This window comes from Pseudomonas sp. B21-028 (assembly GCF_024749045.1).
Lineage (GTDB): Bacteria > Pseudomonadota > Gammaproteobacteria > Pseudomonadales > Pseudomonadaceae > Aquipseudomonas.
The window spans coordinates 6,129,462-6,142,851 of the sequence record NZ_CP087184.1; the positions used below are offsets into that span (position 1 = coordinate 6,129,462).

Here is a 13,390-nt window from a genome sequence, read left to right on the forward strand (position 1 = left end):
TCGCGATGACGGATGGACAATCGACATCTTCGTCGACTGTCACACCGCCTTCGCGAGCAGGCTCGCTCCCACATGGCCTGCGTGCGATTAGACTGGCTCAGCCGCCCGGCGTACTTCAGGCTGCTTCCAGGAATCGGCGGCGCTTTCCTCGATGGCTAGCTGGATGGCCCGCTTGCGGTTTTCTTCAGCGCGACGGCTGAAGTACCAGACCAGGAAGGTGACCAGCGACACCACCAACAGAATCAGGCTCGCCACGGCGTTGATCTCCGGCTTCACGCCCAGGCGCACCGCCGAGAACACTTCCATCGGCAAGGTCGTCGAACCCGGGCCCGACACGAAGCTCGCCAGTACCAGGTCATCCAGGGACAACGCGAACGACATCATGCCCCCCGCCGCCAGCGATGGCGCGATCATCGGGATGGTGATCAGGATGAACACCTTCCACGGCCGCGCACCGAGGTCCATGGCCGCCTCTTCGATGGACAGGTCCAGCTCACGCAAGCGTGACGAGACCACCACCGCCACATAGGCCGCGCAGAACGTGGTGTGGGCAATCCAGATCGTGACGATGCCACGCTCCTGGGGCCAGCCGATCATCTGCGCCATGGCCACGAACAGCAGCAACAGCGACAGACCGGTGATCACTTCCGGCATCACCAGTGGCGCGGTGACCAGCCCGCCAAACAGCGTGCGCCCCTTGAAACGGGTGATGCGGGTCAGCACAAAGGCCGCCAACGTACCCAGGGCCACCGCGGCGACCGCCGTGTAGCAGGCAATTTCCAGCGAGCGCACCACCGAGCCCATCAACTGGGTGTTGTCCAGCAGGCCGACGTACCACTTGACCGACCAGCCTCCCCACACCGTCACCAGTCTCGAGGCGTTGAACGAGTAGATCACCAGGATCAGCATCGGCGCGTAGATGAACAGCAATCCCAGCACCAGCATCAGGCTTGAAAAACTGAAGCGCTTCATTCCTTGCCCTCCATTTCCTTGGCCTGACTACGGTTGAACAGAATGATCGGCACGATCAGGATCGCCAGCATCACCACCGCCAGAGCGGACGCCACCGGCCAGTCACGGTTATTGAAGAATTCCTGCCACAGCACTTTACCGATCATCAGGGTTTCCGGGCCGCCCAGCAGTTCCGGAATCACGAACTCGCCCACCACTGGAATGAACACCAGCATGCAGCCGGCGATGATGCCGTTCTTGGACAGCGGCACGGTGATTTTCCAGAAACTGTTGAAGGTGCTCGAACCCAGGTCGGAGGCCGCCTCCAACAGGCTGGGGTCATGTTTGACCAGGTTGGCGAACAGCGGCAGGATCATGAACGGCAGGTACGAATAGACCACGCCGATATAGACCGCCAGGTTGGTGTTGAGAATCTGCAGCGGTTCGCTGATCCAGCCCATGCTCATCAGGAAGCCATTGAGCAGGCCGTTGTTGCTGAGGATGCCCATCCACGCGTAGACGCGGATCAGGATCGCGGTCCAGGTCGGCATCATGATCAGCAGCACCAGCACCGTCTGCATCTCTTTGCGGGCATTGGCGATGGCATAGGCCATCGGATAGCCGATCAGCAGGCACAACACGGTGCTGATCAGGGCCATTTTCAACGAGCCCAGGTAGGCGGCGATGTACAGCTCATCCTCGCTGAGCATCGCGTAGTTGGCGAAGTTGAGCAGCAGCTGCAGCTTCTGGTCGACGTAGCTGTAAATCTCGGTGTACGGCGGAATGGCCACATCGGCTTCGGCGAAGCTGATCTTCAGGACGATGAAGAACGGCAACATGAAGAACAGGAACAGCCAGAGGAAGGGCACCCCGATGACCAGTTGACGGCCACCGGGCGTTATTCGATCAAGTCGGCGTTTGAATTTGCGCATGTTCATGAGCGAAGCACCACGCCACTGTCGTCTTCCCACCAGACGAACACCTGGTCGCCCCAGGTGGGCCGCTGGCCACGGCGCTCGGCGTTGGCGACGAAGGACTGCACCAGCTTGCCGCTCGGCAGCTCGACGTAGAACACCGAGTGCCCGCCCAGGTAGGCGATGTCATGGACCTTGCCGCTGGACCAGTTGTGCTCGCAGGTCGGCTGCTCGACAGTCACCAGCAGTTTTTCCGGGCGAATCGCGTACGTTACCGACTTGTCCTGCACCGAAGTGCTGATGCCGTGGCCCACGTAGATGTTGCGGTCCAGATCCTTGCAGGTCAGCACCGCGTGGCCTTCGGCGTCGTCCACCACTTCGGTTTCGAAGATGTTGACGTTGCCGATGAACTCGCAGACCAGGCGGCTGGTGGGGGTTTCGTAGATGTCGATCGGGCTGCCGATCTGGGCGATCCAGCCCAGGTGCATGATCGCGATACGTTCGGCCATGGTCATGGCCTCTTCCTGGTCGTGGGTCACCATGACGCAGGTCACGCCGACCCGCTCAATAATCTCGACCAGCTCAAGCTGCATTTGCGAGCGCAGCTTCTTGTCCAGAGCCCCCATCGGTTCGTCGAGCAGCAACAGCTTCGGACGCTTGGCCAGGGAACGGGCCAGGGCCACGCGCTGACGCTGGCCGCCGGAGAGCTGGTGCGGCTTGCGCTTGGCGTACTGGCTCATCTGTACCAGCTTGAGCATGTCGGCCACGCGAGCATCGATGTCGGCCTTGGGGATCCTGTCCTGCTGCAGACCGAAGGCGATGTTCTGCGCCACGGTCATGTGCGGGAACAAGGCGTAGGACTGGAACATCATGTTGATCGGCCGCTCATAGGGCGGCATGTCGGTGATGTCCTCACCGTCGAGGAAAATACGCCCCTCCGTGGGCCGCTCGAAGCCGGCAAGCATGCGCAGCAAGGTGGATTTGCCCGAACCCGAACCGCCGAGCAAGGCGAAGATCTCGCCTTTCTTGATTTCCAGGGACACATCGTCCACGGCAATCGTCTCGTCGAACTTCTTCGTGACCCGGTCGATTTTGACCAGCACCTGCTTGGGTGTCTGGTCGCCCTCGAGGGCTTTCTTATAGGCGCCGGAGGCAACAGCCATTTACGAAACTCCCACAGAATTTACAGCTCGCCCCATACGGACGAACCTTGGTTTTGAGCAGTTATTTACCCGACTTGACCTTGGTCCAGCTGCGGGTCATCAGTCGTTGGATCTTGCGCGGCAACTCGGAGTTGACGTAGAGCTTGTCGACGACTGCTTGCGGTGGGTAAACCGCTTCGTCGGTACGGACCTTCTGATCCATCAGTTCGCCAGCCTTTGGGTTCGGGTTGGCATAACCGACGGTGTCGCTGACCTGGGCGATAACCTCAGGCTTGAGCAAATAGTTGATGAACGCATGGGCTTGCTTGACGTTGGTGGCGTCACGGGGGATCGCCAGCATGTCGAACCAGAGGTTGCCGCCTTCCTTGGGGATCACGTAGGCGATGTCGACGCCCTTGCCGGCCTCGCTGGCACGCTCACGGGCCTGGAAGATGTCGCCGGAGAAGCCGGCCGCCACGCAGATCTCGCCATTAGCCAGATCGGAGATGTACTTGGAGGAGTTGAAGTAGGTCACGTAAGGCCGGATCTTGAGGAGCTGGGCCTCGGCCTTCTTGTAGTCTTCGGGGTTTTCGCTGTTGGGGTTCAGCCCCAGGTAATTGAGCATCGCCGGGATCATCTCGTCACCTGAATCAAGGAACGAGACGCCGCAACTGGAGAGCTTCTTGATGTTCTCCGGCTCGAACAGCATGGCCCACGAATCGATCTTGTCGACCCCCAGGACCGCCTTGATCTTCTCGACGTTGTAGCCGATACCGTTGGTGCCCCACAGGTACGGCACGGCGTACTGGTTGCCCGGATCGTTACGTTCAAGGCGCTTGAGCAGCGCCGGATCGAGATTGGCGTAGTTGGGCAACTGGGCCTTGTCGAGCTTCTGGAAGGCCCCGGCCTTGATCTGCTTGCCCAGAAAATGGTTCGACGGCACGACCACGTCGTAACCGGTATGACCGGCCAGCAACTTGCCCTCCAGGGTTTCATTGGAGTCGAACACGTCGTAGACCGGCTGAATCCCGGTGGCTTTTTCGAAATCCGCCAGAGTGGTCTCGCCGATATAGTCCGACCAGTTATAAATATGCACGGTGGAGGCAGCCTGGACGCTGACCGCGAGCGTCAGGCCTGCACCAACCAGCAAGGCGTTGCGTAACAAAGAAAAGACTGGCACGTGGAGGTCCTCTTAAATAGTCGGGCTCAAGTTGCCCCCGTTACCTGGCCACGATGAGCCCTGCAACAAAACCGGCGCGCAACTTACCCTCGATAAACCGATCCAGCAAAAGTTTTAGTTATTTAATTGCTCCTGTTGCCGCCGCCGCGATGATGGCGACAACAGGAAAATGCTTCAGACCGGTTTATTTACCGGATTTGATCTTGGTCCAGCTGCGGGTCATAAGCCGTTGGGTGGCCGGCGGCAAGTCGCTGATCGCGTAGAGCTTGGCTTTCACTTCGTCCGACGGATAGATGTTCGGGTCACCGGAGATTTCCTTGTCCACCAACGCCGTAGCCGCCTTGTTGCCGTTCGGGAAGCGCACGTTGTCGGTGATTTCGGCCATGATTTCCGGCTTCATCAGGAAGTTCATGTACTTGTAGGCAGCCTCGACGTTCTCGGCATCCTTTGGAATAGCGACCATGTCGTAGAACGAGCCGGCGCCTTCTTTCGGAATGGCGTAGGCCACCTTGACCTTGCCGCCCGCTTCGGCAGCACGGGACTTGGACTGCTCGATATCACCCGAGTAACCCACGGCCACGCAGATGTTGCCGTTGGCCAGGTCAGAGATGTACTTGGATGAATGGAAATAGCTGACCGAAGGACGGACCTTGAGGAACAGCGCCTCGGCGTCAGCCAGTTGTTTCTTGTCCTGGCTGTCGGTCGGGTAGCCCAGGTAGTGCAATGCCACCGGGATCATTTCGGTCGGCGAATCGAGGAAGCTCACGCCGCAGCCCTTGAGCTTGGCGATGTTTTCCGGCTTGAGCAGGGTGTCCCACGAGTCGATCTTGTCGACGCCCAGGGCAGCCTTGACCTTCTCGGGGTTATAGCCGATACCGATGGTGCCCCACATATAAGGGAAGGCATGCTGGTTGCCCTTGTCGCTGGCATCGCCCACGGCCTTGAGCAGGTCGGTGTCGAGGTTTTTCCAGTTCGGCAACTTGGACTTGTCCAGCGGCTGGTAGACGCCGGCCTTGATCTGCTTGGCCAGGAAGTTGTTCGACGGCACCACGATGTCGTAGCCCGACTTGCCGGCGAGCAACTTGGCCTCCAGGGTTTCGTTGCTGTCGAACACGTCGTAGACCACTTTGATCCCCGACTCTTTCTCGAACTTGGCGACCGTGTCCGGTGCGATGTAGTCGGACCAGTTATAGACATGCAGCACTTTATCGTCCGCCTGAACGGCACTCGCCATCACGCCCATCAGGGACATGGCGAGGAGGGTCTTGCCAGCTATCTTCATACCTATTGCCTTCATGGATGATGCTCCAGTTATTCTTTTTAGCCACAGTTCAGTAGCCGGCTCGCGGGCAACTTGAACAACGGTAGTCTGGCAAGTTACAGGGCAGGCTTTCAACACAAGCCCAACCTTTTGTTCAGACTGTGCGAGGCCCTTGAAAGCGCCTCGCACAGAGCCTAGCACTTAGCCTTGCAACGCACTGAGGGTCAGGTCCAGGCACTGCCGCGCCTTGGTCACCAGTTCATCCACCTCGGCCTTGCTGATCACCAGCGGCGGCGCAATGATCATGGTGTCGCCCACGGCACGCATGATCAGCCCGTTATCGAAGCAGAACTGCCGGCAGATCATGCCCACGCCCTTGCCTTCGTAGCGCTGGCGCGTGGCCTTGTCCCGGACCAGTTCGATCGCTCCCAGCAGACCGACACCGCGCACTTCACCCACCAGTGGGTGGTCGTTCAGTTCCCTCAGGCGTTTCTGCAAATAGGGTGCCGTTTCGCTGTGGACCCGCTCGATAATCTTTTCTTCACGCAGGATGCGGATGTTTTCCAGCGCCACCGCGGCGGCCACCGGGTGACCGGAGTAGGTGAAACCATGGTTGAAGTCGCCGCCCTCGTTGAGCACCTCGACCACGTCGTCACGCACGATCAGGCCACCCATGGGGATGTAGCCGGAGGTCAGCCCCTTGGCGATGGTCATCAGGTGTGGCTTCAACCCGTAGAAGTCGCTACCGAACCACTCACCGGTGCGGCCGAAGCCACAGATCACTTCGTCGGCCACGAACAGGATGTCGTACTTGGCAAGAATCTCCTTCATGCGTGGCCAGTAGCTGTCCGGTGGCACGATCACACCACCCGCGCCCTGGATCGGTTCGGCGATGAAGGCGCCGACGTTGTCCACGCCGATCTCCAGGATCTTCTCTTCCAGTTGATTGGCCGCCCATACGCCGAATTCCTCGGGGCTCATGTTGCCGCCTTCGCCATACCAGTAAGGCTGGGCGATGTGGACGATGCCCGGGATCGGCAGGTCGCCCTGCTCGTGCATATAAGTCATGCCACCCAGGCTCGCGCCGGCCACGGTGGAACCGTGATAACCGTTCTTGCGGCTGATGATGACTTTCTTGTTCGGCTGGCCCTTGATCGCCCAATAGTGGCGGACCATGCGCAGCATGGTGTCGTTGCCTTCGGAGCCGGAGCCGGTGAAGAACACATGGTTCATGCCTTCAGGAGCAATGTCGGCGATAGCCTTGGACAACTCCAGCGCCGGCGGGTGGGCGGTCTGGAAGAACAGGTTGTAGTACGGCAACTCGCGCATCTGCTGGCTGGCGGCATCGGCCAGCTCATCGCGGCCGTAACCAACGGCCACGCACCAGAGGCCGGCCATGCCATCGAGAATCTTATTGCCTTCACTGTCCCAGAGATAGACGCCCTTGGCGTGGGTGATGATGCGCGGGCCTTTCTCTTTGAGCTGCTTGAAATCGCTGAACGGGGCCAAGTGATGATCGCTGCTCAGGGCCTGCCATTCACGGGTTTGCGGATTGTTGCGGGTCATGCGAATTCTCCTTTATATCGGTGGGGGCGAGGCTGCCTGAGGCAACCCCGCCCGGCGCCTCAGACGGCAAAGAGCAGGAATTCCCGCTCCCACGAACTGATGACGCGCTTGAAGTTTTCATGCTCGGCCCGCTTGACCGCGACGTAGCCCGTGATGAATTTCTTGCCCAGGTATTTCTCGATGGTGCTGCTGTTTTCCATGCGTTCCAGGGCGTCTTCAATGGTCAGCGGCAAGCGCAGGTTGCGTCGCTCGTACCCGCGACCCACCACCGGCGCGCTCGGGTTGATGCCTTCGACCATGCCGATGAAGCCGCACAACAGGCTGGCGGCAATCGCCAGGTACGGGTTGGCGTCGGCACCCGGCAAGCGGTTTTCCACCCGACGGTTCTGCGGCCCGGCATCCGGCACCCGCAGGCCCACGGTACGGTTCTCTTCACCCCACTCCACATTCACCGGCGCCGACGTGTCCGGCAGGAAGCGGCGGAACGAGTTGACGTTGGGAGCGAACAGCGGCAGCAGCTCGGGAATGAATTTCTGCAGGCCACCGATGTGGTGCAGAAACAGCTCGCTCATGGTCCCGTCTTCATTGGAGAAGACGTTCTTGCCGGTTTCCTTGTCGATGATGCTCTGGTGCAGGTGCATCGCACTGCCGGGCTCGCCGGTCATGGGCTTGGCCATGAAGGTAGCGGCTACGTTGTGCTTGAGCGCCGCCTCGCGCATGGTGCGCTTGAAGACGAGGATCTGGTCGGCCAGGGACAGCGCGTCGCCGTGACGGAAATTGATTTCCATCTGTGCCGTGCCGTCCTCGTGGATCAGGGTATCGAGGTCCAGCTCTTGCAATTCGCACCAGTCGTAGACGTCTTCGAACAACGGGTCGAATTCGTTGGCCGCTTCAATGGAGAACGACTGGCGTCCGGTTTCCGGGCGACCGGAACGGCCCACGGGCGGTTGTAGTGGGAAGTCCGGGTCGTCGCTGCGCTTGGTCAGGTAGAACTCCATTTCCGGCGCGACAATCGGCTGCCAGCCCTTGTCGGCATAGAGCTTGAGCACCTTCTTGAGCACGTTGCGTGGCGACAGCTCGATGGGGTTGCCCTGTTTGTCGTAGGAGTCGTGGATCACCTGGGCGGTGGGCTCGATGGCCCAGGGCACGAGGAACACTGCGTTTTCGTCCGGGCGGCACATCATGTCGATGTCGGCAGGGTCGAGCAGTTCGTAATAGATGTCGTCTTCGACATAGTCGCCCGTAACGGTCTGGAGCAGGACGCTCTCGGGCAGGCGCATGCCTTTTTCGGCAATGAACTTGTTGGTCGGCGAGATCTTGCCCCGGGTGATGCCGGTCAGGTCGCCAATCATACATTCGACTTCTGTGATCTTATGGTTTTTCAACCAATCGGTGAGCTGGTCGAGGTTGTTACTCATAAATGCCTCTAGGCGTGAGTTTCCTGGCTGCTTTCAGTAGCCAGGCGTTGTTTGACGCATCGGCGTCGCGTTGTGTAGCCCTTGCCCGACCATCGGCCGGAAAAAGATTCTAAAGTTGAAGGAGAGCCGCTAAAGAGAAATTCGTCCAGAGCGTCCAGAATATTGGACGATGATGACGACTGATCCGCCGGGAGCGACATCAGCATGGGCAAGCGCCTGGTGGCCCTCGTCGTGGCCGGGGAGCGGGTGTCGCCACTGATGCGATGAGCATTGCGACGAGCATGCCAACCGATCTGCTGGAACAGTTGGTGAGGCCGTTGGTACGGCAGGCGAGACATGAAGCACCCCGGTATTATTGCTGTTATGGGTTGAATCGAGCTTAGCCTTGTTCATTTTTTTACACAACACCCCCGTAAAAAATACAACACGGCCCGCTCAAGCTTGCGGGCGCCAAGTCCCTCAAAGGGAAAAAAGCGCCCCAAACTGCCTCAAAAAAGCCCCCCAGGTGCTTTTTTAGGGCAAAAAAGGCCCTGCTTGACTTCGGCATGCCGTTCGGGTTGACTGGCTTTCGAAGAGATCAATGATTGATATTTTTAACAACAAAGGTGTTGCATCATGTCGGTACCCCCGCGTGCCGTTCAGCTTAACGAAGCGAACGCGTTCCTTAAGGAACATCCTGAGGTTCTGTACGTTGACCTTCTGATTGCGGATATGAATGGTGTGGTGCGCGGCAAGCGCATCGAACGCACCAGCCTCCACAAGGTTTACGAGAAAGGCATCAACCTGCCGGCCTCCCTGTTTGCCCTGGACATCAATGGCTCGACGGTGGAAAGCACCGGCCTGGGCCTGGACATCGGCGACGCCGATCGGATCTGCTATCCAATCCCGGGCACCCTTTCCAACGAACCCTGGCAGAAGCGCCCTACCGCGCAACTGCTGATGACCATGCACGAACTGGAAGGCGAGCCGTTCTTCGCCGACCCTCGTGAGGTCCTGCGCCAGGTCGTGACCAAGTTCGACGAACTGGGCCTGACCATCTGCGCGGCATTCGAGCTGGAGTTCTACCTGATCGACCAGGAGAACGTGAATGGACGTCCACAACCGCCCCGCTCGCCGATCTCCGGTAAACGCCCACACTCGACCCAGGTCTACCTGATCGACGATCTGGACGAATACGTCGACTGCCTCCAGGACATCCTGGAAGGTGCCAAGGAGCAAGGCATTCCCGCCGACGCCATCGTCAAGGAAAGTGCCCCGGCGCAGTTCGAGGTGAACCTGCACCATGTGGCCGACCCGATCAAGGCTTGCGACTATGCGGTACTGCTCAAGCGCCTGATCAAGAACATCGCCTACGACCATGAAATGGACACCACCTTCATGGCCAAGCCGTATCCGGGCCAGGCAGGCAATGGGCTGCACGTTCACATTTCGATTCTGGACAAGGATGGCAAGAATATCTTTGCCAGCGAGGATCCCGAGCAGAACGCCGCGCTGCGTCACGCGATCGGCGGTGTGCTCGAGACCCTGCCCGCGCAGATGGCGTTCCTCTGCCCGAACGTGAACTCCTACCGTCGTTTCGGCGCACAGTTCTATGTGCCGAACTCGCCGACCTGGGGCCTGGACAACCGCACCGTGGCCCTGCGCGTACCCACCGGCTCCGCCGACGCCGTACGCCTGGAGCACCGCGTGGCGGGCGCCGATGCCAACCCGTACCTGCTGATGGCCGCCGTACTGGCGGGCGTGCATCATGGCCTGGTCAACAAGATCGAGCCGGGGGCACCGGTGGAAGGCAACAGCTACGAGCAGAACGAGCAAAGCCTGCCGAACAACCTGCGCGATGCCCTGCGCGAGCTGGACGACAGCGAAGTCATGGCCAAGTACATCGATCCGAAGTACATCGATATCTTCGTGGCCTGCAAGGAAAGCGAGCTGGAAGAGTTCGAACACTCCATCTCCGACCTTGAGTACAACTGGTACCTGCATACCGTTTAAACGGTTGCGGTAAAAAGAGAAACGCCGCCGCCCTCAGGGCCGCGGCGTTTTTTATGGCCGTTGTGGCGAGGGGATTTATCCCCGCTGGGGCGCGAAGCGGCCCTTCTTTTTTGGGGACTGCTGCGCAGCCCAGCGGGGATAAATCCCCTCGCCACAAAAGCGTATGGATCATCGGCTTGCTCTGCGTACAATGCGCGCAGCCCTGCAGGAGAGCCCCCATGACACGCACCGCCACCCCTCGCAAACCCCGCGCACGCAGCCAGGCCCGGATCGACTCGATCCTCGATGCCGCCCGCACGCTGCTGGCGGCTGAAGGCGTGGCCAGCCTGTCGATCTACAGCGTGGCCGAGCGCGCCGAGATCCCGCCCTCCTCCGTGTATCACTTTTTCGCCAGCGTGCCGGCCCTGCTCGAAGCGCTCACCGCCGACGTTCACGCCGCCTTCCGCGCGTGCCTCCAGGCACCGATCGATCATGACGCGCTGCACCATTGGCACGACCTGTCGCGACTGGTGGAACAGCGCATGCTGACGATCTACGGCCAGGACGCAGCTGCACGCCAGTTGATCCTGGCCCAGCATGGCCTGACCGAAGTCACCCAGGCCGACCGCCAGCACGATCTCGAGCTGAGTGACCTGATGCACAAAGTCTTCGCCCGGCATTTCGAACTGCCGACACTGCCCAATGACGTCGACGTCTTCGCCCTCGCCATGGAGCTGGGCGACCGGGTCTACGCCCGCTCGGTGCAACAACACGGCCAGATCACCCCGCGCCTGGCTGAAGAAGGCATGCGAGTGTTCGATGCATACCTGGGGTTGTATCTGCCGCCGTATCTGCCCAAGCGCGACGTGGTCTGATCTTCAGCCCTTCATACGTACAGCACCCATTGCGCCTAGAGCGAGCTCCAGCTCAGCGCCATCCAGGTGGCGCCCGTAATGGGCGCCAAGCTCATCTTCCCACCCGATCACTTCGTCCAGGACACTGGCTGCCTGCTGGGGCGTCAAGGCGAAGTGCATACAGTGGCTGAGCAGGTTTTCCCGGGTGACGACTCGCCCACTCCGACCGACTGCCATCGAAAGATAGGGCGGCGAAGAACCATCGAGTCCTGGCACCACGTCGTACATCGGCGCCAACCGCCATCGCCCCTTGAGCCAAAGGATTGCGTGGTTTTTCGGATGATCGTCGTCATTGCCAACCAACGCGTTAAAACACATGCGCTTGAATAGTTCACGCAAGTCGTCATCCGGTACTCCCCGCCGCTTCATTTCATTCGCAAGCCCGGCATAAACCCAGGCGCTGCGATCATTGGATTGCCAATCGGCATCCAGCAATGTCAACCCACTGAGCATTGGTATGCGGCGCCCGGCTTCAGCGATTGGAAAACGGTCGAATCGTTTGACCAGCAGCGTTGAGGGTGCGCCGGCATATAGCGCAGTTTTCGCGACATTCAGCCCCTTGGATGCCGCGAACGTCATACAAGCATGCTCCATGGCCGGAACATCACAGATGTCATAGCGATCCCGGGGTTTGGCCAGAATGAACACGCCCTCATCCTGCAATGTTCGCTTCGGTCTTGCGCCCCCCAGAGAGGAGCGTTGCTTACGTAGCAGGAGAGTCCTGATCGCCTCATCATCCAGCTGGTTATCGAAGATGGCGTCGGCCGCTTCGATAAACGCAGCGAGGCCTTTCAAGGAAGGCAACGCTTCCTGGCCGACACCATGGGGCGGATGAGGAGTTGCACCAGCCATCAGATTGCCTGCGCGATCGTTGTTCGGTGACTTGAGTAAATATCCGACAGGGCTCAGATCCGTTCGATGAAGGTCCCGCAAAACGCGCTCCCCCCAACCATCAGGCATTGCATCGTTGATGAAACCCGGTACGCCACGGTTAGTGGCAATGCCAACGAAGGGTTGGACACGAAGTGGATAACGGATCGGGTCGGGTACCCAGACATGGCCGGCAACATAATCGGGGTCGTAAATAAACTCCCCCTGACCATTCTCGATGCTCAACCGGCCCAGTGTATGAACCTCTCCAGTTTCGGGATCTTCCACATAGATATAAGCCTTGGGCATCAGAAGTCCCCCTTAGCACCGGCCAGCCGCACGCGGGTTTTGTGTGGTGCTTGAACGGACGCAAGGGATGAGGCTTCGATCTGCTGGCGACTCTGAAACACTTCCTGGGTCAATCCCAATTGCCACAGAACCAGCATGAATGATCGCAATTCCACGGACGGGTCACCGGCCTCGATCTTGCGCACCGTTCTTTCCGAAACGGCCAATGACGCGGCGAGATCTTTTTGTCGCTGTCGGCTTTGCAGGCGCCTGCTTTTTACCAATACCCCAATGGCGTGGAGGCTGTCGGCACATTCGATAGGGAAAAACTCATTCATTAAACGGCGCTCAGAGGCTGCTAAGACATGCTAAAGCAAACTATAGCACCGCTTAAATAAAATAAACGCTAGAAAAAGTCAGGCATTAACATCCTTATAAGTCTCTTTATCTTCAATAAAGAGCATTTAAAGACCCCTTATAATTCCATCTACGCTACGTGGTAGCGCAGCCAGAGACGCTCCGTGTTCCAAATGTGTCCGCAGCGCACTCCCAAACAAAGAGCGTGGGATGAGCCCCAAAAGGCCAACGCCGTTCGGGGCATCGGGTGCACACCGTTCACAATTTGGCGATAGACACCTCCGTGGATTTGACGAAGGCGATCACTTCGCTGCCGATCGCCAGTTCCAGCTCCTTGACCGAACGGGTGGTGATGACCGAGGTGACAATGCCGGAGGCGGTCTGGACATCGATTTCCGAGAGTACGTCGCCTTCGACGATTTCCTTGATGATGCCTTTGAACTGGTTACGCACGTTGATGGCTTTGATGGTCATGCTATTTCTCCTAGGTCGAAATGAGCTGCAAGTAGCGAGCTACAAGCTGCAAGTAAAAGCACGCGCCTCTTCTTGCAGCTTGTA

At 59.2% G+C, this 13,390-nt stretch carries 12 protein-coding genes; 2 read left to right on the plus strand and 10 right to left on the minus strand.

Features of this window, described 5'->3' with window-relative positions; translation table 11 throughout:
• Nucleotides 1-87: 87 nt before the first annotated feature.
• From LOY35_RS26730 to LOY35_RS26760, 7 genes are all read right to left on the minus strand, one after another.
• On the minus strand, nucleotides 88-972 hold the full coding sequence (locus tag LOY35_RS26730) for an ABC transporter permease subunit (RefSeq protein ID WP_258629028.1): 885 nt from the start codon (nucleotides 970-972) through the stop codon (nucleotides 88-90).
• Nucleotides 969-1,889, minus strand: coding sequence for an ABC transporter permease subunit (locus LOY35_RS26735; RefSeq protein WP_258629030.1), 921 nt, complete (start codon nucleotides 1,887-1,889; stop codon nucleotides 969-971). Before LOY35_RS26735 ends, LOY35_RS26730 begins: the two co-directional genes overlap by 4 nt.
• Entirely contained in the window at nucleotides 1,886-3,028 is a 1,143-nt protein-coding gene (locus LOY35_RS26740; RefSeq protein WP_258629032.1) for an ABC transporter ATP-binding protein, read from the minus strand. The genes LOY35_RS26735 and LOY35_RS26740 overlap by 4 nt, the downstream gene beginning before the upstream one ends.
• A 61-nt stretch (nucleotides 3,029-3,089) precedes the next feature.
• Nucleotides 3,090-4,187, minus strand: a complete 1,098-nt coding sequence (locus tag LOY35_RS26745) for a polyamine ABC transporter substrate-binding protein (RefSeq protein WP_258629035.1) — start codon at nucleotides 4,185-4,187, stop codon at nucleotides 3,090-3,092.
• Between the two features lie 184 nt (nucleotides 4,188-4,371).
• On the minus strand, nucleotides 4,372-5,469 hold the full coding sequence (locus LOY35_RS26750) for a polyamine ABC transporter substrate-binding protein (protein ID WP_258633742.1): 1,098 nt from the start codon (nucleotides 5,467-5,469) through the stop codon (nucleotides 4,372-4,374).
• Nucleotides 5,470-5,649: 180 nt separating this feature from the next.
• Nucleotides 5,650-7,014, minus strand: coding sequence for an aspartate aminotransferase family protein (locus LOY35_RS26755; RefSeq protein ID WP_258629044.1), 1,365 nt, complete (start codon nucleotides 7,012-7,014; stop codon nucleotides 5,650-5,652).
• A 59-nt stretch (nucleotides 7,015-7,073) separates the two neighbouring features.
• Nucleotides 7,074-8,432, minus strand: a complete 1,359-nt coding sequence (locus LOY35_RS26760; protein WP_024780478.1) for a glutamine synthetase family protein — start codon at nucleotides 8,430-8,432, stop codon at nucleotides 7,074-7,076.
• 615 nt (nucleotides 8,433-9,047) lie between these two features.
• Between LOY35_RS26760 and LOY35_RS26765 the strand changes: the two genes are divergently transcribed.
• Nucleotides 9,048-10,424 carry a glutamine synthetase family protein gene (locus tag LOY35_RS26765; RefSeq protein WP_024780479.1) on the plus strand — a complete coding sequence of 459 codons (1,377 nt, stop codon included), beginning with the start codon at nucleotides 9,048-9,050 and terminating at the stop codon, nucleotides 10,422-10,424.
• A 218-nt stretch (nucleotides 10,425-10,642) separates the two neighbouring features.
• Nucleotides 10,643-11,278: a TetR/AcrR family transcriptional regulator gene (locus LOY35_RS26770; protein ID WP_258629045.1), complete on the plus strand. Its 636-nt coding sequence runs from the start codon at nucleotides 10,643-10,645 to the stop codon at nucleotides 11,276-11,278.
• 3 nt (nucleotides 11,279-11,281) lie between these two features.
• Here the strand turns inward: LOY35_RS26770 and LOY35_RS26775 are convergent, their stop codons facing one another.
• The 3 genes from LOY35_RS26775 to LOY35_RS26785 all read right to left on the minus strand — a co-directional run bounded on the left by LOY35_RS26775 (nucleotide 11,282) and on the right by LOY35_RS26785 (nucleotide 13,306).
• Nucleotides 11,282-12,496 carry a type II toxin-antitoxin system HipA family toxin gene (locus LOY35_RS26775; RefSeq protein ID WP_258629047.1) on the minus strand — a complete coding sequence of 405 codons (1,215 nt, stop codon included), beginning with the start codon at nucleotides 12,494-12,496 and terminating at the stop codon, nucleotides 11,282-11,284.
• Nucleotides 12,496-12,813, minus strand: coding sequence for a transcriptional regulator (locus tag LOY35_RS26780; RefSeq protein WP_258629050.1), 318 nt, complete (start codon nucleotides 12,811-12,813; stop codon nucleotides 12,496-12,498). The genes LOY35_RS26775 and LOY35_RS26780 overlap by 1 nt, the downstream gene beginning before the upstream one ends.
• Before the next feature lie 277 nt (nucleotides 12,814-13,090).
• A complete protein-coding gene (locus tag LOY35_RS26785) occupies nucleotides 13,091-13,306 on the minus strand; it encodes a molybdopterin-binding protein (RefSeq protein ID WP_024780485.1) in 216 nt (71 codons plus the stop codon).
• Nucleotides 13,307-13,390: the final 84 nt, after the last annotated feature.

Coding starts and splice junctions, on each gene's coding strand:
- LOY35_RS26730 (WP_258629028.1), bottom strand. CDS start 972: ATGAAGCGCTTCAGTTTTTCAAGCCTGATGCTGGTGCTGGGATTGCTG.
- LOY35_RS26735 (WP_258629030.1), bottom strand. CDS start 1,889: ATGAACATGCGCAAATTCAAACGCCGACTTGATCGAATAACGCCCGGT.
- LOY35_RS26740 (WP_258629032.1), bottom strand. CDS start 3,028: ATGGCTGTTGCCTCCGGCGCCTATAAGAAAGCCCTCGAGGGCGACCAG.
- LOY35_RS26750 (WP_258633742.1), bottom strand. CDS start 5,469: ATGAAGATAGCTGGCAAGACCCTCCTCGCCATGTCCCTGATGGGCGTG.
- LOY35_RS26755 (WP_258629044.1), bottom strand. CDS start 7,014: ATGACCCGCAACAATCCGCAAACCCGTGAATGGCAGGCCCTGAGCAGC.
- LOY35_RS26760 (WP_024780478.1), bottom strand. CDS start 8,432: ATGAGTAACAACCTCGACCAGCTCACCGATTGGTTGAAAAACCATAAG.
- LOY35_RS26765 (WP_024780479.1), top strand. CDS start 9,048: ATGTCGGTACCCCCGCGTGCCGTTCAGCTTAACGAAGCGAACGCGTTC.
- LOY35_RS26770 (WP_258629045.1), top strand. CDS start 10,643: ATGACACGCACCGCCACCCCTCGCAAACCCCGCGCACGCAGCCAGGCC.
- LOY35_RS26775 (WP_258629047.1), bottom strand. CDS start 12,496: ATGCCCAAGGCTTATATCTATGTGGAAGATCCCGAAACTGGAGAGGTT.
- LOY35_RS26780 (WP_258629050.1), bottom strand. CDS start 12,813: ATGAATGAGTTTTTCCCTATCGAATGTGCCGACAGCCTCCACGCCATT.
- LOY35_RS26785 (WP_024780485.1), bottom strand. CDS start 13,306: ATGACCATCAAAGCCATCAACGTGCGTAACCAGTTCAAAGGCATCATC.